The sequence below is a fragment of the Rubritalea spongiae genome (assembly GCF_042652385.1).
In the GTDB taxonomy this organism is placed as follows: Bacteria; Verrucomicrobiota; Verrucomicrobiia; order Verrucomicrobiales; family Akkermansiaceae; genus Rubritalea; species Rubritalea spongiae.
Genome location: NZ_JBHSJM010000001.1, coordinates 807000 through 832816, shown reverse-complemented (window position 1 = coordinate 832816; position 25817 = coordinate 807000). Strand labels below are relative to the sequence as shown.

At 48.7% G+C, this 25817-nt stretch carries 16 protein-coding genes and 1 other RNA gene; 12 read left to right on the top strand and 5 right to left on the bottom strand.

The features are described from left to right. The first annotated feature begins 162 nt into the window (after positions 1-162). Positions 163-819, top strand: a complete 657-nt coding sequence (locus ACFPK9_RS03945; RefSeq protein WP_377093375.1) for a methyltransferase domain-containing protein — start codon at positions 163-165, stop codon at positions 817-819. A gap of 16 nt (positions 820-835) precedes the next feature. Here the strand turns inward: ACFPK9_RS03945 and ACFPK9_RS03940 are convergent, their stop codons facing one another. Together ACFPK9_RS03940 and lysS are read right to left on the bottom strand one after the other, a co-directional pair. Then, entirely contained in the window at positions 836-1936 is a 1101-nt protein-coding gene (locus tag ACFPK9_RS03940; RefSeq protein WP_377093373.1) for a permease, read from the bottom strand. 220 nt (positions 1937-2156) lie between these two features. Further along, positions 2157-3629: a lysine--tRNA ligase gene (lysS, locus tag ACFPK9_RS03935; protein WP_377093372.1), complete on the bottom strand. Its 1473-nt coding sequence runs from the start codon at positions 3627-3629 to the stop codon at positions 2157-2159. 214 nt (positions 3630-3843) lie between these two features. On the opposite strand from lysS, the gene ACFPK9_RS03930 reads away from it, so the two are divergent. The 6 genes from ACFPK9_RS03930 to ACFPK9_RS03905 all read left to right on the top strand — a co-directional run bounded on the left by ACFPK9_RS03930 (position 3844) and on the right by ACFPK9_RS03905 (position 16342). Further along, positions 3844-5178, top strand: a complete 1335-nt coding sequence (locus tag ACFPK9_RS03930; protein WP_377093371.1) for a dipeptidase — start codon at positions 3844-3846, stop codon at positions 5176-5178. Between the two features lie 243 nt (positions 5179-5421). Beyond that, entirely contained in the window at positions 5422-9984 is a 4563-nt protein-coding gene (locus ACFPK9_RS03925; RefSeq protein WP_377093369.1) for an Ig-like domain-containing protein, read from the top strand. A 17-nt stretch (positions 9985-10001) separates the two neighbouring features. Then, positions 10002-12167, top strand: a complete 2166-nt coding sequence (locus tag ACFPK9_RS03920) for a right-handed parallel beta-helix repeat-containing protein (RefSeq protein ID WP_377093367.1) — start codon at positions 10002-10004, stop codon at positions 12165-12167. Between the two features lie 31 nt (positions 12168-12198). After that, positions 12199-13020, top strand: a complete 822-nt coding sequence (locus ACFPK9_RS03915) for a 3-keto-disaccharide hydrolase (protein WP_377093366.1) — start codon at positions 12199-12201, stop codon at positions 13018-13020. Positions 13021-13065: 45 nt separating this feature from the next. Then, positions 13066-14334 carry an alpha/beta hydrolase family protein gene (locus ACFPK9_RS03910; protein ID WP_377093365.1) on the top strand — a complete coding sequence of 423 codons (1269 nt, stop codon included), beginning with the start codon at positions 13066-13068 and terminating at the stop codon, positions 14332-14334. Between the two features lie 925 nt (positions 14335-15259). Beyond that, a complete protein-coding gene (locus ACFPK9_RS03905; RefSeq protein WP_377093364.1) occupies positions 15260-16342 on the top strand; it encodes an IS630 family transposase in 1083 nt (360 codons plus the stop codon). 524 nt (positions 16343-16866) lie between these two features. Here the strand turns inward: ACFPK9_RS03905 and ssrA are convergent. After that, positions 16867-17225: a transfer-messenger RNA gene (gene ssrA / locus ACFPK9_RS03900) on the bottom strand. Between the two features lie 191 nt (positions 17226-17416). Between ssrA and ACFPK9_RS03895 the strand changes: the two genes are divergently transcribed. Next, positions 17417-18226, top strand: coding sequence for a 3-keto-disaccharide hydrolase (locus ACFPK9_RS03895; protein ID WP_377093363.1), 810 nt, complete (start codon positions 17417-17419; stop codon positions 18224-18226). Between the two features lie 14 nt (positions 18227-18240). On the opposite strand, the gene purT is transcribed toward ACFPK9_RS03895, so the two are convergent. Next, positions 18241-19422, bottom strand: a complete 1182-nt coding sequence (gene purT / locus ACFPK9_RS03890; RefSeq protein WP_377096540.1) for a formate-dependent phosphoribosylglycinamide formyltransferase — start codon at positions 19420-19422, stop codon at positions 18241-18243. Positions 19423-19572: 150 nt separating this feature from the next. On the opposite strand from purT, the gene ACFPK9_RS03885 reads away from it, so the two are divergent. Further along, complete coding sequence (locus ACFPK9_RS03885; RefSeq protein WP_377093361.1) at positions 19573-20628, top strand: hypothetical protein; 1056 nt, start codon at positions 19573-19575, stop codon at positions 20626-20628. A 60-nt stretch (positions 20629-20688) separates the two neighbouring features. Here the strand turns inward: ACFPK9_RS03885 and ACFPK9_RS03880 are convergent, their stop codons facing one another. Then, positions 20689-21162, bottom strand: coding sequence for a Minf_1886 family protein (locus ACFPK9_RS03880; RefSeq protein ID WP_377093360.1), 474 nt, complete (start codon positions 21160-21162; stop codon positions 20689-20691). 494 nt (positions 21163-21656) lie between these two features. On the opposite strand from ACFPK9_RS03880, the gene ACFPK9_RS03875 reads away from it, so the two are divergent. The 3 genes from ACFPK9_RS03875 (at position 21657) to tilS (ending at position 25763) form a co-directional block, all read left to right on the top strand. Continuing rightward, the gene (locus ACFPK9_RS03875; RefSeq protein WP_377093359.1) at positions 21657-22727 is read left to right on the top strand and encodes a 6-phosphofructokinase; all 1071 of its coding nucleotides are present in this window, start codon (positions 21657-21659) and stop codon (positions 22725-22727) included. Positions 22728-22988: 261 nt separating this feature from the next. Next, positions 22989-24674 carry a 30S ribosomal protein S1 gene (locus ACFPK9_RS03870; RefSeq protein ID WP_377093357.1) on the top strand — a complete coding sequence of 562 codons (1686 nt, stop codon included), beginning with the start codon at positions 22989-22991 and terminating at the stop codon, positions 24672-24674. A gap of 135 nt (positions 24675-24809) precedes the next feature. Continuing rightward, a complete protein-coding gene (gene tilS / locus ACFPK9_RS03865) occupies positions 24810-25763 on the top strand; it encodes a tRNA lysidine(34) synthetase TilS (RefSeq protein WP_377093356.1) in 954 nt (317 codons plus the stop codon). Positions 25764-25817 lie beyond the last annotated feature (54 nt).

The window sequence follows — 25817 nt, the reverse complement described above, 5'->3', positions numbered from 1 at the left end:
CTGATCGAGTTAGATTAAACTGAAGTTATGCAAGATCCATGGAGTGATCCCGACCAGTTAGGCTGTGAGACGATAGAGGTAATGGCTGATCGATTGGAGGCAAGATGAACAAATGTGCATTTTTCTGGAATGATAGTGCGCTACACAGAGGAGATTGCACAAATGCAGCCAAGTAGTGTGTTAGAGGTCGGTTGTGGAACAGGGGTGGTTCTACGACGCATGAAGGATGTATTGCCCGAGACTGTTCGTCTGGCTGGGGCTGATGTGAGTGAATGTTTGTTAGAGAAGGCTCGTGAGAAAGACCCTTCCATAGAGTGGAAGAAGGTGGAGGCTGAACGGCTTTCATTTGCTAATGCTAGTTTTGACATCGTTGTGATGCATACTTTACTCAGCCATGTTGATGATCCGGTGGCTTTGTTGGCGGAGGCTAAACGTGTTTTGGTGCCAGGTGGAACCATCGTGGTGTTTGATGCTGATCACGCTGGAACCACTTATGGATTGGCTGATGCAGGAGAACGTCGGCGGATTGATCATCTCTTGAGTTCAGCGATAGCTGTGCAGGCGGATGTGTGCAGCCAGCTACCTCGCTATGCTGCTCAGGCCGGACTCTCGATTCAAAGTCATAGTGCTGAGGTTATTTCTGAATGTGGGAGAGGTGATTATTGGCTTTCTAGCGTGAAAGCATTTTTAGCGATGTTTCCTAAAGTTCCTATATTGTCTGAAGAAGATGCTGCGTATTGTGGGAATGAGATGTTACGGTCTCATGAGGAAGGAACGTTTTTTGCATCGGGAACTTTTTATACGTACTTTCTTCAATAGAAGGCTGATGGCTTCACTATTGACTCCATAGGTTTAAAATGATCGCGATCACGATGACTTGGGGGAGTGAGAGGAGGGGGAGGATGAAGGTGGTTTTCCAGCTTTTGGTCGTTTCGCGGAGCGCCATGATTTCGGTGTAATCGGTGGCGGCACCAGCCATGAGGAAGGCAAAGCCATTGCCGGGAGCATTGGCGCGGGTGACGAGGTCGGCAGCGATGGGGCTGGAGCCTTCTGAACAGACTTCGATGATGGTGGCGGCGAGCAGCGTCATTCCGACTCCAAGGATGCTGGGGCCAAACCATTGATTAAAAATAGAGGGGTCGACGAAAGCGCGGATACCAGCCGCAAGGACTGTGCCGAAGAGGATCCAGCGGATGATCGAGGTGGAGCCGCGCAGGCCTTCGCTGAGGGTGCTCTTGGCGTAGGCTGCGTCGAATTTTGTGTTGCGGATCGCTTGTTTGGCATCGCGCCAGAAGTGAAAATTTTCTGGGATGGGGGTGTCATGAGGATTGGCTGGAAGTTTGCCGTGTTTGACAAGTTGGTCGGTGATGTAGCCAGTGGTGACGGCAATGAGTCCAGAGAGGAGAACGAATGCGAGTGTCCATTTGAAACCAATGAGTCCGACTAGGATGAGGGTGAGGGAAAGTGAGTTCCATGGGCTGGCGATGAGGAAGGCGAGTGTCTGGCCGAGGCTAGCCCCGCGTTCGTAGAGTTTCATGGCGACGAGCAGGATGCCGTGATTACAGAGGTCTAAGAGCAGGCCCGCTCCAGTGGCGCGAAGGATGCCATTCATGGTGCCGCCTTTGCCAAGGATGCTCTGGATGTAGGCGCGGGGAATATTTCCTAACATGCCAACAGCGACGATACCGAGGGCGAGGCCCCACCACATTTTTAGAAGGAGTTCGTAGGTGCTGTGGGCGAAGGTGTGGAGGGACGGCGGGAGAGAATTGGAAAAGAAGAGATGGGCAATGACTGAGAGACCGCAGGCGACGAGCGAGCCCCAGAGTAGCCAGTCGGTTTTTCCTTTGCCGCCACAGCACGAGCCATCGTTCTTAGATTTTTTTGGGGAAGTACTGCAGCAGGAAGTTTTGGGAGGTTTACGGAAATCTTTTTGCATCAGATCCAGCGTGTCAGAAGACTTTGTGTGTTGAGGATCTGGTTTGTTGCCGCAGCAGCTCATGCCCTACGCTAGACGCGATTGTAGATGAGGAAAGGGGAAATTCCTTGAGGAAACAAAAAATCCTCACGGCGACTTGCGCGGTGAGGATTTTTGAAGTGATTATATTCAACTAGGCAGCGTGCTCGGCGAGCCCTGCCTATGCTAAGCGAAGAAGTGGCTATTTCTTCTTTAGCTGTGGGAAGAGGACGACGTCGCGGATGGTGGGGGCGCCGGTGAGCATCATGATGAGACGGTCGATACCGATGCCGATGCCGCCTGCTGGAGGCATGCCTGATTCCATGGTTTCTACGAAGTCGTGGTCGATGTTCTGCGTTTCACCACCAGCTTGTTCAGCGAAGCGCTGCTTCTGGAGGATGGGGTCGTTGAGCTCGGAGTAACCAGGAGAGATTTCCTGGCCGTTGATGATGAGTTCGTAGACGTCGATGACATCTGGATTCTCAGGGTTGATCTTTGCGAGCGGGATGAGTTCCTTGGCAACGTGGGTGACAAAGCAGGGGTCGAAGCTGTGCTCTTCAACGAGTTTTTCGAAAACCTGCTGGGTGATTTCGTAGTCTTCCATGTTGTCGGAGATTTCGACGCCGAGCTCTTTGCACTTCGCACGGTGTTGTTCTTCGCTGAGCTCGAACCAGTCATCGCCAGCGACTTCTTTAATGAGGTCGTGGTAAGGTGCACGCTTCCATGGGCGCTCGAGGTTGATAGTGCGAACGACTTCGCCTTCTTCGTTTTTGTGTTCGATCTGAAGTCCACCACAGAATTTTTCAGCGAGGTGGCAGGTCATTTCTTCGACGAGGTCGGCCATTTGTTCGAAGTCTGAGAATGCCCAGTACGCTTCGAGCATGGTGAACTCTGGGTTGTGACGACGGGAGATCCCTTCGTTACGGAAGTTGCGGTTGAGTTCGAAAATTTTCGTGAAGCCACCGCAGAGGAGGCGTTTGAGGTGGAGCTCAGGCGCGATGCGCATGGTGAGTGGCATATCGAGCGCATTGTGATGCGTTTCGAAAGGCTTGGCTGCGGCACCGCCGGCAACGTCGTGGAGCATTGGAGTTTCTACTTCGAGGAAGCCACGCTCGTGGAGGAAGTGACGGATTTCAGCCACCATCTGAGAACGTTTCACAAAGAGCTCGGCGCTGGCTTGGTTCGACATGAGGTCGAGGTGGCGCTTGCGGTACTTGGTTTCGCGATCGCTGACGCCGTGCCATTTGTCTGGCATTGGGCGGAGCGCTTTGGAAAGAACGGTGAGCTTGGAGACATTGACTGATGGTTCGCCTTTGCCGGTCGTGAAGGTTTCACCCTCGACACCGATCCAGTCGCCCATGTCCATGAGCTTCCATGCGGCCCACTCGGTTTCGCTGAGGCCTTTTTTGTTGAGGTAGATTTGGATGCGGCCGTGGACATCGCCGACGGAGGCGAAGACGGATTTGCCCATGTCGCGGATGGCGAGGAGGCGTCCAGCAATAGTCACCTGTTTACCGTCCTCGAAGTTTGCCTTGAGTTCACCCGGAGTGGTAGTGACATCAAATTTACCGCCGAATGGGTCGATACCCAATTCGCGGAGTTTTTCGAGTTTCTCGGTGCGAACTGCGATGAGTTCGGCTTCGGTCGATTGTGGCTGCGTGTTCTGCTCGCTCATAGAGCGCGGAGGTTACGGGGGAAAAACGGATTTGCAATCCGCATTTGCGAGAAAATGGGCGAGGGGATTGTTATCTTGTGAGAGGGTGTCATTTTCTTCGTCAATGTGTTGGTCGCTGTGGGTTGTGGAGCGGGTGTGTCGTTGGGTTGAGAAAAGGAGTTAGAAATGTGTCTTTTCAGTTGCGGGATGGCGATGGCAGTAGCATGAATGGGGTATGCAATCTCAGCTCGATGATCTTTTTTCATTTTTACGTTTTCCAAGTATTTCAACTGACTCAAAGCATGCAGGGGATGTGCTAGCGTGTGGCCAATGGCTGCAGGAAAAACTCACGGGCATGGGCTTAGAGGCAAAGCTGCATGAGACTCCGGGGCATCCTGTGGTGGTGGCGAAGAACGCGCATCAGGAGGGACGCAAGACGGTATTGATCTATGGGCATTACGACGTGCAGCCAGTGGATCCGCTCGAGCTCTGGGATACGCCGCCATTTGAGCCAGTGCTGAAGGATGGCAGAATCTGGGCACGCGGTGCGACGGACAATAAAGGGCAAATGATGGCACATGTGCTTGGGGTGGAGAAAACCTTGAAGGAACATGGCGAGTTGCCAGTGAATTTGATTTTCCTGTTTGAAGGTGAGGAAGAGATCGGGAGCCCGAGCTTAGTACCATTTATTGAAGCGAATAAGGAAATGTTAGCGTGCGATGTGATTGCTGTTTCTGACACGGGAATGGTGGCGCGTGGTGTGCCGACTATGGGCTACGGCTTACGGGGGATCACTTGTTGTGAGGTGACGGTGCGTGGACCGAAAGGCGATTTGCATTCGGGGATTTACGGTGGTGCTGTGGCGAATCCTGCGACTGCTGTGGCGCGATTAGTGGCGAGTCTGCACGATGACGAAGGCAATATTGCGATTGAAGGATTTTACGATGATGTGAAACCGCTGGAGAACTGGGAGCGCGAAATGTGGGCTCAGGTGCCAGGGATGAGTGATCAGGATATGATGGAGCAGACGGGGGCGCCGGCAGTGTTTGGTGAGCCTGGTTATAGCTCCGCTGAGCGTTTGTGGGCGCGGCCCACTGCCGAGGTGAATGGTATCGGAGGCGGGTATCAGGGTGAGGGGTCGAAGACCGTGTTGCCTGCGCAGGCGATGGTCAAATTTTCATTCCGTTTGGTGCCTGACCAAGATCCGAAAGATATTTCTAAGAAGGTGCAGGCGCATCTCGAGAAGCACGCTCCCGCTGGGGTGAGGGTGGAAGTGGAAGTCGGGCACGATGGCAAACCCTATTATAGCGATCCGCACAGTGCTTTTGGGAAGGCAGGGCAGATTGCTCTTGAGAAGGCGTTTGGTAAGCAGCCAGTGTTGATTCGTGAAGGGGGAAGTATTCCTATTATTAAGGATATGCAGGACATACTTGGGGCAGACTCTTTGCTACTTGGTCTCGCGCTGCCGGATTGTCAAATTCACGCGCCGAATGAGAATTTCTGGGTAGAGAATTTTGAAGGAGGCATCGCGATGAATGCGATCTTACTCCAAGAGTTAGCTAAGGTGTAGTCGATTGGAAGAAGGTAGTTGTGTTGCAGATCAGTTGGTTATGTAAATATAACGTGTTTACGTAATGTTCAACGGAGGTCGGTTTTGCTATACCGCATGTTCTCTGTCACCTTGATGTAGGAATGTCTTAGTGCATTCTCGATCGAATGAGTGATGTTGAATCTGCGTAGCCTAGGAAACTGAAGTTTCTTAGGCTGCTGAGTTTCCGCATGGTGAGCGACTTCAACTATACTTCCATTTCCTATGAGATACGAGAACACCTATATACCTTATTCCTTTATACCTCGATCAGCATGGGTGGTCAGGGACTTGTTTGTTACTTTTGTGTTGTGCTTGTTTACCATTGCGCTGGCGCTGCCGACTTTGGCTCAAGATAAGTCGAATAGTATTTTATTGGTGCATGCAGGGCAGTTAAACACAGACAATGGAGGGTTTCCTAACGATGGCGATGAGACGTATTTTAGTTACTGGAATTATACCGATGGAGGTATCCAGTATGCGGCAGAATATTTGAAGGGGATGTTGAATTTGACCGAAGATTACGCGGAGCTGGAAGTTGACTTCTATCGGGCAACCCAAGCCAACTCGCTCGCGGATGTTTACTACGACCCGCAGTTTTCCTCTGTTAGGGACATGATTGGAGATGGGTATAAATACGTGATTTTTTTCGATTCGGAACAAGCCTACGCTTATCCAGAGGTGATGTATGAGGCCTGTACCCAGCTTTCTAAATTAGTACTAAAGAGCGGGGGGACACCTATGTTGATGATGTACCGCTCGGACCATGTTGATACAACGACTCTCGGTGAGTATTGCTATCGTGCAGCCAATGGAGCGGGTATCGAAGTGATTCCAGCAAGCTACGCTTATGACCAAGAGGGCGTGCAAGGGCGACACTATGCTTCGGGGTATACGACTCAAGCGATGATTAATGCCAGTGCGATTCTTAGAACGATCACGGGTGTGAGAGCCGAGACTCTCAATTACTATCCGACTTTTGAACACGCAGGTATTACTTCTCCTGCTGATAATTTGTCAGCAGCAGACATCAGTAGGCTCACAGCGCTCGGAGCTGACATGGTCGATACGCATAAAACGACTGAGCATTATTCCACGAGTTATGAAAATGATGGGGCGGTGGTTTACCGTAAGAAGGCTCTTTCGAGTGAACTGTTCGAGAATACCATACGCTATTATTACAAAGGAACGAGTACTCACGATTTCACCTTCAGCAGGTTGAATACCCTGATCTCAGGCGCTTCCTATACGCCGGCTGGCACAAAGTGGGGGAAAATTACTTATAATGAGCGGTTTTGGACATCATCGGATACCTCTTTGCGTACTTCTGCCCTCAATAGTGAAGCAAATGCTAACAAAGGGCTGTTTCTTTATGCATCTGGCAGCACGCCGGGGACGCTCGCTCAAGATCTCATTGATCAAAGTCAGCCGAATCTTACACCACTCGTTTTTGACTGGATCAAAGATTTCAATAGCTCCTCAGGCACCGCTTCTACTGTAGCAGCATTGAATGGTGAAGATTGTGCGAACCTGTGGTCGCATTATCATTTTAGAGGTTGGAAGACCATTCCGTTGACCATTGGCATGGGGCGGCTCAATGAAGCGATTCCAAATTTCAGCGCAGCGGATGATGCGCTGCATGCATCGGATCCGCTGGTGTATATGAATGCGTCGATGATGGTGGCATCGGCGACAGCGAGAAAATTACCAATCACAACGACCTTACCGATAAGGAGAGGGAGCTGGACACAGAGTCAACTAGAGCTCGCTGTTGAGATGGGACATGACATCATTAAAGAGCTTGCCTACATGTCTGAGACATCGGCCTTTGTGCCAGATAGTGACTTGTCGATTGATACAGCATCACTGCCAGATTGTCCGCCTTCAGGAAGCTATAGCCACCAGTTAGTCGCATCGGGTGGAACCGGTGGGTACCACTGGGAAGTGTTGCCAGACACTACTTTGCCTACAGGCTTGAGCTTGTCGGTGAACGGCTTGCTCTACGGCACTCTGACGGAGGAAGGTGTATGGAATGTGGCATTCAAGGTGACCGATAGTGTGGGTGCTTTCCGTAAGGTAGGGATGAAGCTTACGAGTAGCGCATCCGCAGAAGCGGCTGATTTCACAGTGCTTCTTAGTAGCTATGACCCAGCGACGATTACATTGCCGGGGGATGATTCAGGTGGACTGACCTACGCGTTCACGCATCCGTCGAATGGGGTTCTAAGTGGGACTGCTCCAGATCTGAGCTACACTCCCAATGCGGGGATTACTGAAGATAGCTTCACTTACACGATGACTTCTGGTGGGGTGACATCGGAGGTGAAGACGGTATTGGTGAAGATGGCATTGCCTGACGGGCAAGGCGTGGGAGCGCCAGTCGCTTATTCTTCAAGTACCGTTGTGAATGAAAGAAACACTGTGGCTATCCCTCTAACGGGGCTTGATAGTGAGGGAGATGCTTTGATCGCTCGCATTATTTCACAGCCTGCGAATGGCAACATTGTGTCCATAAGTGATAATGTGGTGATCTATGAACCGAACTGGGGCTATTATGGAGCTGATAGTTTTACCTTTAAGCTGAATGATGGGTTACTGGATAGTGCTACGGCCACGATTTCGATTAGAGTGAATGCTGTGCCAGTTGCAGTTTCTTATGATGATGAAACGTTGAAAGACGAGCCAGTGGCTTTCTCTCTGAGTGCAACGGATCGCGATGGCGAGAGCTTGAGCTATTTGATCGTCACACAGCCCGAGCATGGGCAATTGAGCGGCACATTACCGAATGTGGTTTACACTCCCGATTTAGGATTCCAAGGGACGGATAGCTTTAGCTATGTCGCCAATGATGGAACGACGGATAGTGAGGTCGCGACAGTGTCGATCAAGGTGTACACAGTTCCAGACATCGTAAGTGCTGTTGCTGGGACGGGCTATCACTTGGAGGGATCTGAGGTGACAGGATTTCGTTCGACTGGCGTGAGTAAGAGCATGGATGTCGATGGTGATGATGCTTACGGTTCTGCAGGATACTTCTTTTATGGCAATGGAGTGGATAAAACGAGTAATTCAAATGGTATGCCTTCATGGGTGACGCTGGTGGATGAACATGAAACCGTGGCGGTCAACGCCGCCTATGCAGATTTTGATAATCCGACTGAACCAATCGCCGAAGTGGTAGCGGACTGGACGGTGACTAGTTTTTCAAATGAGAGGAATGACACCGCTGGTGCATGGGCTGAACTATTGAGCTTCACTGTCGATGCGACAGTGCCGAGGTCTTTCCGCCTGGGCGTGTTGGCTGGGAATGAGGGGAATACCGACGGTCGCTGGGATCCTGCAGCCTTCCGTATTAGTTCGAATGGTGCAGTTGCTTCTGTCAGTGGATTAGGGACGGATTTGGGGATGGTGTTTTTTGATATCACCTTGTCAGAAGGCTTCGTAGGGACTTTTACCATCGAAGGACAAACGCGTGATGCGGCGGTAGTTAGAGGGCCTGCGTTGGCTGGTGTTGTGATTGATATCACACCCGAGAGAAATACTGCGCCAGTCGTTGAATCATTTGAGCTCAAAGTGCCGTACGATACAGCTACTGCGCTGAGCCTTGTTGGATTCGATGTCGATAACGACACACTGAGCTATACCATTGTCACGCCGCCAGCACACGGTAGCTTGAGTGGCAGTGGAGCCAATCTGATCTATACCCCCAATGCTGGTTATCAAGGAACCGATAGCTTTAGCTATCTTGCCAATGACGGGGTGGATGACAGCAGCATAGCCACGGTGTCGATCGATGTGGTGAAAAGCCTTAGGTATAGCTTCGAATCTCCGGGAAATATCTCAGGGGCAGGGAGCACGCTGGTCTATACTGCACCAGATTCCAACACTTTAGGGACTGGAGTGTCGGTGAGTGCGCTTGAGCTGTCAGATGGAGACAATGCGAGCACGCACTATGGGCGGATTCGAAATATTGGTGGAGATTCGGTGGAAGCGGCTGTAGGTGACCGAGCAGAGGCGAATACGATCGAGTTCACGCTCACGATAGCTGATGATGTGATTGTGGATCTGACACACCTCAGCTTTGATACCTCTTATTTCACCTCTGCCACTGGCACGAGTGTGATGGACTGGACTTTCGAAACTGTGGTTGGAGCAACAAGTGGTAATGTCACCACTGGTGGGTTTTCACATGATGGAGAAGACGATTATCAGAGTCCCGAATCGGCCTCAGGAGCAATTGCATTGAATGGCTTGTCTGGGCTGAATGATACGAGTGTGACTTTCCGTTGGACTTTGAATGGTGATAAGAATCACAATTTCGGCATACGCACTATGGGCTTGGACAATATTGTCCTCACTGGTTACAGCGAGGAGGCATCGAGCTATGGTCTCTGGCTGGCTCACTACGGCTTGTCAGGTGACGCTGCTTCAGCTACTGCTGATTCTGAAAATGGAGGGGCTGGCGATGGCTATTCGAACCTTCTAGAGTTTGCCTTGGGGATGGATCCAACCCAGTACGATGCAGGCTCAAGGGAAGCTGCTTATACGGAAGAAGAGGGGGGGGATGCTTACTTTGTTTACGAGTACGACCGTCGCACGGACTATCAAGCACTAGGGTTGAACTACGCTGTGGTTGTGACTGAAGATTTGAAGGCTGCGTCAGGTGAAACTCCTTACGACGTGCTCGTCGGTTCCGCTGTTGGCGGTTTTGAAACAGTGAAGACGCGCTTTCCGATTGATGTGGATGCTAAATTTATTCATCTCGAGGTAGAGCAGACTTCTGAATAAACTATTCTACTAAGACGATGAAAGTGCTGAGTTTATTGTCACTGATGTTGTGTGGGCTTGCTTCTGCAGCAACGTATTATGTGTCACCAGACGGGGAAGATACGCACACAGGTGCTTCTGAAAAGGAAGCGATCAAGACGGTTCAGGTCGCCGTCGATAGGATGCATGCTGGAGATACTCTCGTCCTTCTGGACGGAGTCTACACAGGCACTCTAACAATGAAGTCTGAGATTACCCTCAAGGCAAAGAACCCAAGGAAAGTGATTTTCTCAGGTGCCGAGCCATTGACGGGAGAGTTTCAGAGGCATGAGGGGAACATTTTCAAAATGGCGATCGGCTTTGATCCAAAGCAGGTGTTCTACAAGAACGTGCCAATGACTTGGGCGCGTTGGCCAAATATGCAATGGGCTGAGAACTGGGATGCGAGCAAGAAGTGGGTGAAATCTGCGAACGATTCTGGTCCAGGAAAACTCACTTGTGAAGCGTTTGCTGACATGAAGGGTTTAGACCTCGTTGGAGGTTATTGCTTCCTGCGTTATTCGAAAGGGAACAGTTGCTACAGCCGTCCTATCAAATCATTCGATGGTGAGACCTTGGTGTGGGATGATAGCGACTTCTATTCGGTGTTTTTCACTAGTGAGGACGGAAGGCGTGGATCTCCAGCGGCGATTAGTAAGGGGAAATCGAAGCCGAATGTGAGGGCTAAATTTTTCTTAGCAGGAGCCTTGGATTTGCTCGATAGCGAAGGTGAGTGGTTTGCCAAAGATGGCACATTGTATTTTTACGCTCCATCTGGAGTGAAGCCGAATCCATCTGATGTGTTAGTGAAGACCGCTGACTATTCGATTTTAAATGATGATGCGCTGAAAGATGTGCGCATTTCAGGGATTGACTTCTTTGCGACCTCTGTAAAGTTGGAGAATTCTAAGAATCAGAAAATTATTTTTGATGACGCGCGTTTTACTTATATTGGCGCAGAGCTTTTGTTTCTGAATAATCCAGTGGGGATACGCAATGCCAAACCGATCTATGTCGAGGGGACGATGATCGGATTCAACCAATGTCTGTTTGCGGGTGGACAGAATTCCGGATTGAAACTGAATGGCTCAGATTTGATTGTGCAAAATTCAGTTTTCGCAGAGAATAACCGACACGCAAACTTCCAGAGTGTTGCTCTTGATATTGATGCCAAGGGGACTTTCAAGGTCACACAGAATACCTTTTTTAACAATTGCTCAGATGCGATTAGACTTGGGTTTTTTGATGAGGCTGACACGCGTGGCCGAGAGCCTGATATTTCATATAACAACATCTGTAATGCGGGCATTTTTAATAGTGATGTTTCAGGGGTGTACATGCCTAACTTGTCTCAGCACTGGACCTCATTTCATCACAATTGGGTGCACAATGTGAAAGGGAATGGAGTCCGCTTAGATCAAGCTGGTGAGAAACTCACAGTGCATCATAATGTGTTTTGGTCATCGAAGCGTGGAATGAATATCGAAGGATTTGGTAACTTCAATATCTACAACAATACCTCTGTAATGAACCATGAACCTTGCATGCTGACGCGCAATGTCGTTTCTAAACGCAAGGGGACTGGAGATGCGGTCGTGAGTAATGATACGAGCTTTCCGCCGATTGAAGACTGGAATGTACTCAACAATCTTGTAAGCAAGTTCGTTGATAGAATCGGCCCGAGTGAGGATGGCCCCTACACTCAGTCAAAGAATGAAGGCAAACTTCACCCAGAGCGGGCAAAAAATAAATCTCTAGCAGTAGTAGATAGAGGAGCACTTCAGGCGAATCTGACTGGATTTAAAAATAGCATTTTCAAAAATGGAAACTTAGACGGACTCGATCTGGTGCCTGTGGATAAAGTGGTGCAGAATGGTGCAACATCGACTGCTAAGTTAGAAGCCCAACATGTCAAAGGGCTTGATAGTTTCAGAGGTGCTTACGACTATAACAGCGAGGCTTGGTCGACCGGGAGTGACTGGATGCCTGATGGAATTACAGTGCCGACAACGATGGCGCAGTCAGAAAGGTTCGCCAAAGAGTTCAAGGGAAAGTCATATGTACCGAACAGTACGATAGGAACCTTGCCCAGAGGTCTACTGAGCACTGAGCGTTTCCGTGCTGAGGAAATCACTGAGGTGCCTAGTAGGAAAAAGAAGAAATAATAAGAGCGTAAACCCGACTGTTAGATACGAAATGATGAAAGCCATACTATGCATAGTATTTGCACTGACGGTCGAAGAATGTTTGTCTGAAATGACTACGGATCAAAAAAGCGAGGAGGGTTTTGTCTCGCTCTTCAATGGTAAAAACCTAGACGGTTGGAATCTTAAAATCCGCAGTGGTGATGAGGAAATGGCTCAAAAAGTTTTTTCTGTAGAAAATGGGGTAGTGCGTGTTTTCGGGGAGGCATTTCCTAAAAAATATAAAGTTGATACCGGTGAGAATGACACGCATGGGATGATGTACACGGAGAAGGAATACTCACGCTACATTTTCCAATTTGAATACAAGTGGGGGACACGCATCGCGAATAACTTTGGACGGTGGCAGTATGATGCCGGTTGTTATTACCATGTGAGTGACGACAAGATCTGGCCAATTGGGATCGAATACCAAGTGCGTTATGACCATATTCAGAAGCGTAATCATACTGGGGATCTCATTCGCCCGAATGGCGTAGAGTATCAATGGATCTGCAATGCTGAGGGCAGCGCTTTTCTCCATCCATCAAAAGGAGGCAAGCCTGCGAAAGGTAAGGGCTGGGAGCACGCAGGGGAGCCGATCGGAAATTTTCAGGCACTCAATGGCGAATGGAATCGCTGTGAGATTATTGTGATGGGAGAGCAATACACGATCCATAAACTTAATGGTGAGGTGGTGAATATCGCTGTCGACTTGAACCCGAGTGAAGGCCTTATCGGTCTTCAAGCCGAGACATCTGAAATATTCTATCGAAATATCCGTATCAAAGAGCTTGATAGATTTGTGCCAATGGAGACATTTCTAAATCTCTAATAGAAAGAACGATGTATCGACGCGATAATCTAACACGTTAGGAAAATGCAAATTAAAAGATTTCTCACACGCAGCTCTATTCTCACCGGTTTCCTCATTGGTAGTTTATGCTCTTCCTTACTCTATGCTCAGGCTGAGTTGCCAGATGCGAATAAGCCTTTGATGGAGCAACTCGACGGAAAAGTCCTCGAGGTGCCACAGGTGTATCCGCATCCCTCCTATGACGTAGGGGAGGTGAAAGGCATTTTCTATGATTGTATCGATTACCAAGGGAAACCGACTCGTAGTTTTGCGTATCTTGGAATACCTAAAAGTGACAAGCCAGTTCCGGCTATGGTGCTGGTGCACGGTGGGGGAGGTACTGCTTTTCACAAGTGGGTGAAGATTTGGAACGACCGCGGCTATGCGGCGATCGCCATGGATCTAGAGGGTCACATTCCCAAGGTTGTTGAGACTGGTGGAGGGCGATTGAGCCACCCTCACAGTGGGCCTTCACGTGTCGGGCGTTTTAACGATGCAGAAAAACCTATCAAAGAACAATGGATGTATCATGCGGTGTCTGATATTATGATTGCCCATACATTGTTGGCATCGCTTCCAGAAGTGGATGCAGATAAGGTAGGTGTGACTGGAATTTCCTGGGGTGGTATTTTGAGCAGTTTGGTTTCTGGAGTAGATACGCGCTTCAAGTGTGCAATGCCAGTTTACGGCTGTGGCTACCTTTATGAATCGCATGGGCACTTTCAAAGTGTCAGCGGCGATGCGCAAAAATTCTGGGATCCTGCACGCCATTTTGCAGAGGGCAAGGTGCCAACACTATGGGTCAATAGTGACATTGATGGCCATTTCTCAGTAAATTGTACCTCGCGGAGCTACCAGCTCACGAGCGATCACGCGTATCTCAGTATTCATCCGGGCATGGCACACGGCCATGGTGCTGGCTGGGACCCTAGACGAGTGCCTGAGATTTACTTTTTTGCTGACTACTATCTCAAAGGGAACGAAGCTGCAGCACTGACTAAGATCACTCAACAACCGAGCGGCAGAGCGATGGAGTTGGCGTACGAATCAGTGAAGCAGATCGAAAGTGCGATGGTCTATTATCTAGACGAGCCAATCATTTATCGCAAACCAGCTGATACCCCGAAAGCGAAGCACTCGCGACCAGGCCCGTGGAAGCAACTAGAGGCGGAGGTAAATGCTGAGAAGCATAGTGTTAGTGCCACCCTTCCAGAGAGCGCGATGACCTATTACGTGAACTTGAAAGACGCGGCTGGCCGTATCAGTTCGAGCGTTGTTGTGGAGGTGGAGTAGTATTACTTCCAGAGCTTATGCCGTTGGATTAGTACCATCCATTCATTGACCTAGGCGGAGAGCGAGTAGCTCCGCTTCAATTGTGAAAGCCTTCTATTGCTCGTTATCGACGGCGACCAGTTCGTTGAGGGCAGCCGTATTGTTAACCTTGATTGTTTTAAGTAGATAGAAAAGCCACCCGCTGTGCTTACGGATGGCTTAAGAATCTAGCTTTTCAGCTCGCTAGTTAAGCTTTTGGTTCTTCATCGATCGGAACCCAAAAGACGAAGCATTTACCGCGAGGGTAGATGCGCCTCCCTGTTTTAGGGCAAGTCTTCCATCGACGGAAGACCTTCCTGAAACCAGGCCGATCATCTGGGAATAGATTCAGCTGTTGAGCCATTTCTAACCTCCTTGTTTGATTTTAATTGACCGGGAAGAAGCGAACTGTAAACATACTCGGGCACATAAAGCGTGTTTACAATCCACCGACTTCTTCCTATTGCGGCTGTTTTAGTCGTTCGAAAAGTCCTAAAACATGTTTAGATCACCGTCAGCGCTCGAACGCTGGCGGTTTTCTTTTTAACCCTTGCGGGATGTTTAAACTATGCGGGGATTCTTGAACTTCGTCAAAGTCATTCTCAGTACCACCTCTTCTATGTGGTATACATAAATTATTCACAACGCCATATATTGTAGGTTGATCCAAGTTAATCAGTTCTTCTAAATGTTTAAAAATGTTTCAAGTTGCTTATTATAAAGTAGTTAGGTTAATGTTGCGGGGTTAATTTAAATTGTCTCAATTGTCACCACTTGGGCCTCAAAAAAAATTGATTTGTTAGAGAGTAAAAGAATCTTCATTTTTTTGTAAGATGTTGAATCTAAGTATATTATACCATTTAAATAGTTACCTTGTCGGATTTTAAGAAATATGCCATTTTGAGGAATGGGAAGGACACGCAAGAAGATCGACATGTTAGGGGAATCTCCCAAGCTTCTCGAAAGACTGAAAAATCAAAAGCCTGGTTGGCAACGTGAGCGGATGATAGCTCTAAAATTAGTTTTAGCTGGTGAGTCGACTCAATCTACAGCTGATACACTCGGACGCAGTCAAGCGACCGTCCAAGTATGGATCAACAAGTTCAGAGCGGGAGGTCTGGAAGGTTTACTCGATAAGCGCAAGGGCAACGGTCCTCAGAGCAGATTGACTCCAGAAATGGAAGCTGCCATGATCGAAGAACTCAAGAAAGGGCGCTGGCGAACAGGGCGTGATGCCTGGAACTGGCTAAAAGAGAACTTCGACATTGGGGATTTAAAGGAAGCAACAATCTATAAATATCTGGGAAAGTGCGAAGGGCGGCTCAAAGCGACCCGCCCGTATAACCCCAAAAAAGATCAAGCCGCTGAAGATAAGTTTCGAGTTACTCTTGCCGATAAAATGGAGGCGCTAAACATTGATCCAGCTAAGAATGTGAGACTTTGGGTTTACGATGAAATGCGCTACGGTCTTCATCCATTAACTCGAAAAATGTGGTGCCTAAAAGGTGTGAGGGCGGTCGCTCCCTCTCGCCGCCGATATCTAAACGGTTATCTTTATGGAGCTCTCGAAGTCGGAGGATCTTCGAGCAGCGAATTCCTCTTCACGCCAACTCTTAACAAACAATGGGATAGCTGCTTCTTACAACAAATTAGTAACTCAAGTCCAGATGACGTCCATGTCGTCATTGGTGACGGGGCAGGCTTTCATCACCGCGATGCAGACAGCGAACTGCCTCCAAACGTTAAAATCATCACCCTTCCAGCTTACTGTCCTGAACTTAATCCAGCGGAAAAACTATGGGACATCATAAAAGATGGGATTTGCAATATTGACTGGCCGGACCTCAGAGCCTTGGAGGACACGATCACCGAAAGAATCCAACCCTACTGGGAGGATAGCAATCGCGTCGTTAGCTTAATTGGTAAAGGTTACCTACTCTCTGAACTAAACGCTACAGCCAGCGAATCATTCCGACGATATAACTATTAAATTGGTATTAGTCAGGCGCTGCCGCTCGAAAGTTAGATGTTTTATGGTTAAAAATTTATGTGGGAACAGTATGTAGACATGATTTAGCCTTTATTCAAAAACGTCATGTAGAAGCCTGTGTTAAACTCTCGCGCTTAAAGTAGATGACCTACTACGTGAACTTGAAAGATGAGGTCGGGTGCACCAGTTCAAGTGCTGTTGTGGAGGTGGAGTAGCGCCAGGCCGAGTTTTTGTGTCAGCGCATAAGCCTGCCGTGGTGTGCGCTTTGAGCTTTTAGCTGGCAGGGACGACTGTCCTCAGTCGTCAGGCTGAGCAGTTATCTTCGGAGCCATAGTATTGGGAGGTTTTCGTGAAGTGGTTTGATGGCTGTGTTTGTGCTTTGAAGGTGAGATGAGCTGTCAACCCAGCCGGACGACTGAGGACAGTCATCCCTGCCTAGAATGTGGGTGAGTTGAGCGTTTGAGCTGTAAACAAATCAGCCTTCGTCAAAGCTCTGGCTTGTGGGCCGGAGCCTTGGCGAAGGCTGGTGGAGGCGATGGGAGTTGAACCCATGTCCTAAATGCCTTTTAGGCAAGCGTCTACATGTTTAGCTGTCAGAATTTATTTAGGAAAGAGCTTGTCCGTCAGCCACTGTCTCAATCCGATTTTCCTGTTAAGTTTCGCTTGTTTGACCCGGAAACCCGATCTTGAAGCTAGCCATCATTAGTAGTCGCGGCGGCCCTTAGATGACGTGTGGGCGGCGGCGTTGCTGTCAATTAAGCAGCAAGTGCGAGCTCGTTAGAGTCTGCAATTATTTGTTTTGAACGGCTTTTAAAGAGGCCAGCCGATCAACCTCTACATGCAGCAAGTCCTTCCAACATCCAGTCGAAACCAAAACGCCCCCACGTTGTTAAACGCGGTTTAAGCCATCGTTTCTACGGATTGCCGAAGCAGTCGCAGTAAGGAGTAAGTCGCACAGGAAGGGCGGATTTGCAACTGAAAAAATGGATCAGATCGCGCAGTGTTGTGGTGCGCAATAGGTGGAACGGTCTATTCGTTGTGGTGTCGGACAAGAAGATTGGGTAGTGAGCTGTTATGAAAATTATTTCAATCATTTCTTCTGTTGCGGTCTGTTTCACCTCCCCTCTGTTTGCCGAAGAAGGTTTTGTGGCATTGTTTGATGGTGAGACATTAGAGGGGTGGAGTTCGGCTCGTAGTACGGGTGAAGGAGATTTCGGGCCCTTTTCTGTGAATAAGGAAGAAAAGGCGATCCATGTCTATGCTGAGAGCGAGGCTAACTCTAAAGAAAAGACGGATGTACTCAATACGGACAAAGCCTACAGCCATTATATTTTGAAGTTAGAGTACAAGTGGGGTGAGAAACGCTTTGCCCCACGTACGGATTGGGATCGGGATGCAGGCTTGCTGTTTCATGTGCACGGTGATTTGACAAAGGTATGGCCGCTTTCTTTGGAAATGCAGATCGGTGAATCACCCGGTGACAAGCCGAATGGGAAGAGAGCTGAGGGGCGTTTCCACACGGGTGATCTCTTTGTCTTAGGGAAAGATTTACGTACTGACACGCCAGTCACTGATAAATATGAGGACCCTAGGCAGGTATACTACGATGAAAGTAGCGAGAAGGTGACAGGGAAGTCCGTGCTTGCTCGCAAAGGTACAGAGAAGCCAAAGGGAGAATGGAATGAAATGGAGATTCAAGTCCATGGTAGCGAGAAAGCCGTTTTCATTCTTAATGGTGAAGTCGTGTTGAAGACCTACAATCTTACTCAAAAAAATGAAGACGGAGATACTGTGCCCTTGGAAGAAGGGCACATTGGTTTCCAAGCTGAATGGGCGGAGGTCTTTTACCGCAATATTCGTATCAAGGAACTGCCGAGACAATAACAGCGGAGAGGGGGCTAGAGAGAGATCTCTAATTTATCGGCGGCCCGCTCGGCTTTGGCTCGAGCGGCGTCTACACTTTCATCTCGAGCGAGAATGACAGCCATGCGGCGGTGTCCATTGACCTCTTGTTTGCCGAAGAGGCGGAGATCAGTGCCGGCTTCTGCGAGGACGTTTTCGAGGTTGCTGAACTGAACGTTGCTCGAGGTGCCTTCGACAACGATAGCGTGGGAGGCGGATGGTCCGCGGAAACTAATTTCAGGAATAGGCAATCCGAGGATGGCGCGGGCGTGGAGAGCGAACTCTGAGAGGTCTTGAGAAATTAGGGTAACCATACCAGTGTCGTGAGGGCGTGGGGAAACTTCGGAGAAGATGACTTCATCGCCTTTGACGAAAAATTCGACACCGAAAAGCCCGTAGCCGCCGAGAGCGGTAGTGACTTTTTCAGCCATTTCTTGAGCGGACTGGAGAGCTGCAGCGCTCATTGCTTGAGGTTGCCAGGACTGGCGGTAGTCGCCATCGACTTGCTGGTGGCCGATTGGTTCGAGGAATGAGGTGCCACCGATGTGACGGACGGTGAGTAGAGTGATTTCGTAATCGAAGTCGACAAAGCCTTCGATAATGACTTTACCTTCGCCAGCGCGGCCGCCTTCTTGGGCGTAGATCCAGGCAGCTTCGATGTCGGATTCTTGTTTGATCGTGCTTTGTCCGTGGCCAGAGGAACTCATGATTGGCTTACAGACGCATGGGATACCGATGGCTTGCACGGCGGCGAGAAATTCTTCTTTGGTGCCAGCGAATTGGTAATTTGAGGTGGTGAGTCCGAGTTCTTCAGCAGCGAGGCGGCGGATGCCTTCGCGGTTCATGGTGAGTTGAGTGGCCTTGGCTGTCGGGACGACATGGAATCCTTCTGACTCTAGTTCTGCGAGGGTGTCGGTGGCGATGGCTTCGACTTCTGGGACGATGTAGTGTGGTTTTTCGAGTTCGATCACGCGGCGCAGCTCTGGGCCATCGAGCATGGAAAAGGTATAACTGCGATGAGCAACCTGCATGGCCGGGGAGTTTTCTTTACTGTCACAGGCGATGACTTCGACGCCGAGGCGCTGGAGTTCGATAACGACTTCTTTGCCTAATTCACCTGAGCCACAGAGTAAAACTTTGACTGCCGATTGTGTGAGTGGTGTCCCGATGTTTGCCATGTAGGGATGCTGCATAGTTTGTTTTTAAATTACAATAATTGTTCAAACAATGTGCGCATTTCTGTCTGCTGAAATTTACTTTTGTTAGCATCGAGGGATAAAACTTTACAGGATGTGTAGGAATTTTATGTTTACGTCCGTTAAATTACTATGATCAAAAAAATCGCAACGATGGCACTGTGTGCCACATCTACTTTGTCTGCCCAAATCGTGTATGAAGGTGGAACTGGTGCTGGAGAAGGAAAGCATCTCGTTTTTATCGCATCTGACCACGAATATCGCGCTGAAGAGACGCTTCCAGCGCTCGCTCGCATCATGGCGAAACATCACGGCTTCAAGTGTACCGTTCTTTTCGGGACTGATGAAGAAGGCTTCATCAAGCCAGGTGAATCAAACATCGAAGGTCTAGAAGCTCTCGAAACAGCCGATGGCGCTATCTTTTTTATTCGCTTTCTTGATCTGCCAGACGAGCAGATGAAGTACATTGCTAATTACTTAGACAAGGGAGGCCCGATTGTTGGTCTTCGTACATCTTCTCACGGTTTCAAAATTCCAGAAGGAAAAGCGTATTCTCATTTTGATTTTAAGTCGAAGGCGGAAGGTTTTGAAGGTGGTTTCGGCCAGACTTATTTAGGAAATACGTGGGAAGGTCACTACGGGAGGAACCATGTACAGGGAACGCGCATTCAGATTATTCCTGAGAAGAAGGAGCATGTGATTCTGAGAGGTGTGGAAGATAATGCTTTCTGTCATGCTGGTGGTTATGAAGCTGTGGTGCGCGAGAGAATGGAGCCGTTGACTAATTCTCAACCATTGACTTCAATGGAACCAGACGGTGAAGCTGATCCTAAAATGCCGCCTATGGCTTCTACTTGGACATTCAGCTATGCTGGTAAAGACGGTAAGATGAACCGTGCATTCCACTCCACTCAAGGTGCATCTCAAGATATTCTTGATGACAACTACCGTCGTATGATCGTGAACGGCATTTTCTGGTCAGTTGGTCTTGAAGATTCAATCAAAGCTGATGGCGATGTGAGCTTCGTGGGGCCTTACAAGCCGACAACTTTCTTTACTGGTGGCGGTGTACAAGGTGTGAAGCCTGCAGACCTTGCGAGTTACGACTCATTGATCGGTTCTGAAACTCCGATTGAGCGTCCTAAGAGAAAAGCAAAGGCTAAGAAAAAGCCTGCTGCACAGAAATAGAATTTAGAGCGTAAATTCGCTTGTTATTTCAGCCGATGGAGTTTGGTCTCCGTCGGCTTTTTAGTTTCTAGAACTAGCGGTAGATTTCGGCAGATAGGGGGCGACGAAGACTTCGTGGAAATCGAAAACCTCACTGAAGTCTTCGCGGCGGTCGCTGTCTTGTTTACCAAACATACCTTCATCAATGAGAAGAAAGACCATGTCGCCGACGTGGTTGCAGTTTTCGATTCCCCATTCAGATAGCAGAGTTGCAGCCATTGGACCGTATTCTTTTAATGCTAAATCCCGAAAGCCAAAAAGCAGCTCCTTGGCTGTTACATGATGAGACATGTCAGGGTCATGTTTGGTGTGCTCAGTGACGGTGAAATCGAGTGCTTGCTTGAGAAAGCCATAGGCATCAGGCGCGAAGCGTGAGTCACGCTTGAGGATATTTCGTAGGGCTTGGTCAAAATGCATCGATTGCATAAATGGGAGACTGACGAATAGCGAATCTGCTGACAAGAGAAAGCCGAACAAATACAGAAGAATGTCCATTGTGAATAAGTTTGGAATAGTTTCCACAGCGTTGTGAATAACTTGGGAATGGACTCTTAAAAAGTCGATAAAAGGCCTAAACTTAAGGAGGCTATAGGGCGATGATTTAAATCGATGGATTTGTTAGGAATCACCGATTGTACTGTGTTTGAAGAGACTTGTGTATATGTTTGCTAATTCGCCTTAGGTTTTAAGTTGTTGTTTTAATTATCTTGAAACCAATGTGTTGCGTAGTTGTTCGTGCTTGTTGAATATCTGTTCGCAGCTTATTCACAAGAATGATTTATATTGTTAGGATGAATCAGATTCCTCTTTTTTTATTCTAAAGGGTAGATGGCTTAAGAGAAATGTTGAGTTTGGGAATGTGTTGTGAATAACTTGGTGAAAAGTCCTCAAAAGTACTGAAAAATAGCGAGTTTAGAGGTGTTTTTAGGAAGTTGTGATGAGCTTCATATTTTTTTTGCACAGTGGGGTGGGTTTGCTATGGTGCGCGCATGCGCATCGGAATTCTGAATAGCGGAGGAGACTGTCCAGGCCTCAACGCAGTGATCCACGGGGTGGTGGGAGCTGCCTCTAAATTAGGCTGGGAAGTGGTAGGATTCCGCGACGGGTTTGAAGGGTTGTTACCTGATGGTGAGCATGTTCTTTTGAATCCTGCAGACACTGTGGGTATTATGAAATTAGGCGGGACTATTTTGGGGACGACTAACAAAACTGCTTTTGCAACAAAGGTGGGCACGAGCAATCTTAAAGAGGTTGCGGGGCGTGTGATTGAGATGACTAAGCAGACATTGGCGAGCTTACGGGTGGAAGCATTGATTGTGGTCGGTGGCGATGGCTCGCTGGGTACGGCGTTGCATTTATTTCGAGCTGGAGTGCCAGTGATAGGGGTGCCGAAAACAATTGATAATGACTTACAAGCGACGGCGATGACCTTCGGGTTTGATAGCGCTGTGTCTTGTGTGGTAGATGCGCTGGATAGGCTGCATACCACTGCGGTGAGTCACAAGCGCGTGATGGTCGTTGAGGTGATGGGTCGCTCGGCTGGATGGATTGCGCTGTGGGGCGGGATCGCTGGTGGGGCAAATGTGATTTTGATCCCAGAGATTGAATTTAGTTTAGAAAAGGTTGCGGAGTGTGTTCTCGAGAGAGAAAAGAATGGTAATCACAGTACTATGATTGTTGTGGCGGAAGGTTGTAAAATGCCAGATGGTGAACAGGTTACGAGGGAGGATGGTGGCTATGGGCCAAGGTTCGGGGGGATTGGCGAAGTGCTTGCTAAACGGATTGGCGACATGACGGGCAAAGAGATGCGAGCGTGCACGCTGGGGCATCTGCAGCGTGGTGGTGAACCGACCAGTCTGGACCGTATTTTAGGGGCTCGTTTTGGGGTGAAAGCGGTGGAGCTGGTTCGAGAAGAGAATTTTGGGCGCATGGTGAGTTATCAAGCCTACCATGTTGATTCGGTACCGATCGAAGCGGCGGTGCATAAGCTGCGTTCTGTGGATGCCGAGGGCGAGGTCGTGAAGACTGCTCGAGCGGTTGGGATTAGTCTTGGAGATTGATATTAAAGTTGAGATGAAGTGACTGAATTTTGCTCAAATTAAATAAATGGGCAAAAATCGTCAAAAAAAGAGCCTTTTTGGGCAAGTATTGCGTTTATTCTGCTTGCTATAGCGCGAGGTATTTCTATTTTCCCCATCCCTCCTCGTGAGGGCACTGATCATCATCATCCGGCGAGTCGGTTGTTGGAGCCCCGGTTCCGACTCGTTTTTCTGGGGCAAAATTGGACGATGATGAATCAAATAACATAAACAAAACAAAAAATGAGCATTAATGCTGAACTCTCGGACCTTATTGATTCTAAGTTCCGTGAATTTAAAGAAGGTACCATCGTTAACGGTACTATCATCGATATCCGTCCACAAGTTGTTCTCGTGGACATCGGCTACAAGTCCGAAGGCGCTATCCCATCTGCTGAATTCGAAGACGAAGAAATCGAAGTAGGTGATGGTGTAGAAGTTCTCCTCATGAAGCTTGAGGATGACAACGGCATGGTCGTACTCTCCAAAGAAAAGGCTGCACACAAGCAGAACTGGGAGAAGATCGTCAAAGTTTACGAAGACGGTGGTCTTGTCAAAGGCAAGGTCAAGAGCGTGGTCAAAGGTGGCCTCATGGTTAACGTTGGCGTGGAAGCATTCCTTCCTGGTTCACAAGTCGACATCATCCCACCAAAAGATCTTTCTGAGTACGTTGGTAAGATTTTCGAATTCAAGATCGTTAAGGTGAACGACGAGCGTAAGAACATCGTTCTTTCCCGCCGTGAAGTTATCGAAGCTGAGCGTGCAGAAATGCGCCAGCAGTTCCTTCAGACAGTTACTATCGGTGACAAGGTTGAAGGTCTCGTTAAGAACATCACTGACTTCGGTGCATTCGTTGACCTCCAAGGTATGGACGGTCTACTTCACATCACAGACATGAGCTGGGGACGCATTTCCCACCCATCTGAGATGCTTCACATCGGTCAGTCACTCGAAGTACAGATCCTCGACGTTGATCGTGAGAAGGAGCGTGTTTCCCTCGGTATCAAGCAAATGCAAGATAACCCATGGGCAGACATCGAAGCTAAGTACCCAATCAGCCAGAATGTTAAAGGTAAGGTTACTAAACTTCTTCCATACGGTGCATTCATCGAACTTGAGCGCGGCGTAGAAGGTCTTGTGCACGTTTCTGAACTCTCTTGGGTCAAGCGTATCACACGTCCATCCGATGTTCTCGAAATCGGTCAAGAAATCGAGGCAGTTGTTCTCGGTATCTCTATCGAAGAGCAAAAGATTTCCCTCGGTGTACGTCAGCTCGACGAGAACCCATGGGATGCTATCGAAGCACGTTACCCAATCGGTCAGCGCATCACAGGCGCTGTGCGTAACCTCACTACTTACGGTGCATTCGTAGGTCTTGAAGAAGGTATCGACGGCATGATCCACGTATCCGACCTTTCATGGACACGTAAGATCAATCACCCATCTGAAGTTCTCAAGAAGGGCGACGAAGTGGAAGCTGTGGTTCTTTCCATCGACAAGGAAAACCAGCGTGTTTCCCTCGGTGTCAAGCAAGCTGAAAACGATCCATGGTCCGACATTGACGACAAGTTCAAGGTTGGTGATCTAGTTAAAGGCCAAGTTGCTAAGATCGCATCCTTCGGTGCATTTGTTAACCTTCAAGACGACATTGACGGCCTCATCCACATCTCTCAGCTTTCTGAAGATCACGTTGAGCGCGTCAAGGACGTACTTAAAGTTGGTGACGACGTCGAAGCACGCGTTATCAAGGTGGACAAAGTCGAGCGTCGTATCGGTCTTTCCATCAAGGCAGTTGAGTACTCCGAAGACGAACTCAAGAAAGAGTCCCAGTCCTTCGAGACACTCAAGCCTTCCAGTGAAATGGTTGGTCTCGAGCAGGCATTCAACCTCGCCTCTTCCGGCGAAGAGTGGAGCCCATCCGAAGACTAATTCTTTCTCCGAAGAATCAATCACAAAGCGTTCTGGGGTTGCCCAGAGCGCTTTTTTTGTTTTCAGCAGCAGCTGTAGTTGGCAGTTTCCCGTCAGTGGCCATTCCACTGCTCTCTAAAATTCTTTTAATCATCCGTGATCGATTTACTACAAGACCAGCTAGCGCATATTGATGCTGACCAGACTTGGTTAGTTGGAGTCTCTGGTGGGAGGGATTCGGTGTGTTTGTTAGATCTACTTGTGAGAGCTGGTTTTAGCAATTTAGTGGTGGTTCATGTGAACCATCAATTGAGGGGGGAAGAATCTGCGGGGGATGCCAAATTTGTGGAACAGTTGGCGAGACACCATGGTGTAGATTTCTATTCTGAGTCTGTCGATGTACAGCAGCTAGCGAGTATTCAGCAGAAAGGGTTAGAGCTCGCAGCGCGAGAGACGCGTCACGAGGTTTTCGCCCAGGCGATGGCGAAGTATGACGCGGCAGGTGTGTTGTTAGGGCATCATGCTGACGATCAGGCGGAGACTGTGCTTTACAACCTTTTGAGAGGATCAAATGGCTTGAAGGGGATGCGTTTTGAAAATGCTGTGAAAGTGTCTGGAATCTCACTGATGTTCTTGCGTCCAATGTTAACCATTCGTAGATCAGACATTGACGCTTATGTGAATGAACATGGTTTGGCTTATCGAGAAGACGCGAGCAATGCCGAGGGGTTTACAGCGCGCAATAGACTACGTAAGGAAGTGATGCCATTGCTTACTGACATTATGAAGCGTGAGGTAGTTCCGCAGATTAATACCGCTGCTGAATCTAGCATGGAGCAGGCTGACTTTTTTACTAATGAAGTGTCGCTAGAGAGTTTTCTCGATCCACAGGGCAGGGTGTTTTTACCAGCACTGAGCGAGGCTCACATCGCTCTTCAACAATCGATATTGTTTCAGTATTTGAAGGTTCAGGGAGTGCCTGAATTGAGCCGTTCGGTCGTGATGAGTGGGTTAGAAATCTGTGACTCCAGCGCTCCTGCGAAGGTCAATTTACCAGGTGGGAATTGGTTGCGTAGGAAAGAGCAGCGGCTATTTGTGCAGAGAGCTTAGATTTCTCTGGCTTATACGCTTGAAATCTAGGGCTGAAACCGCCAGCAATGGCTT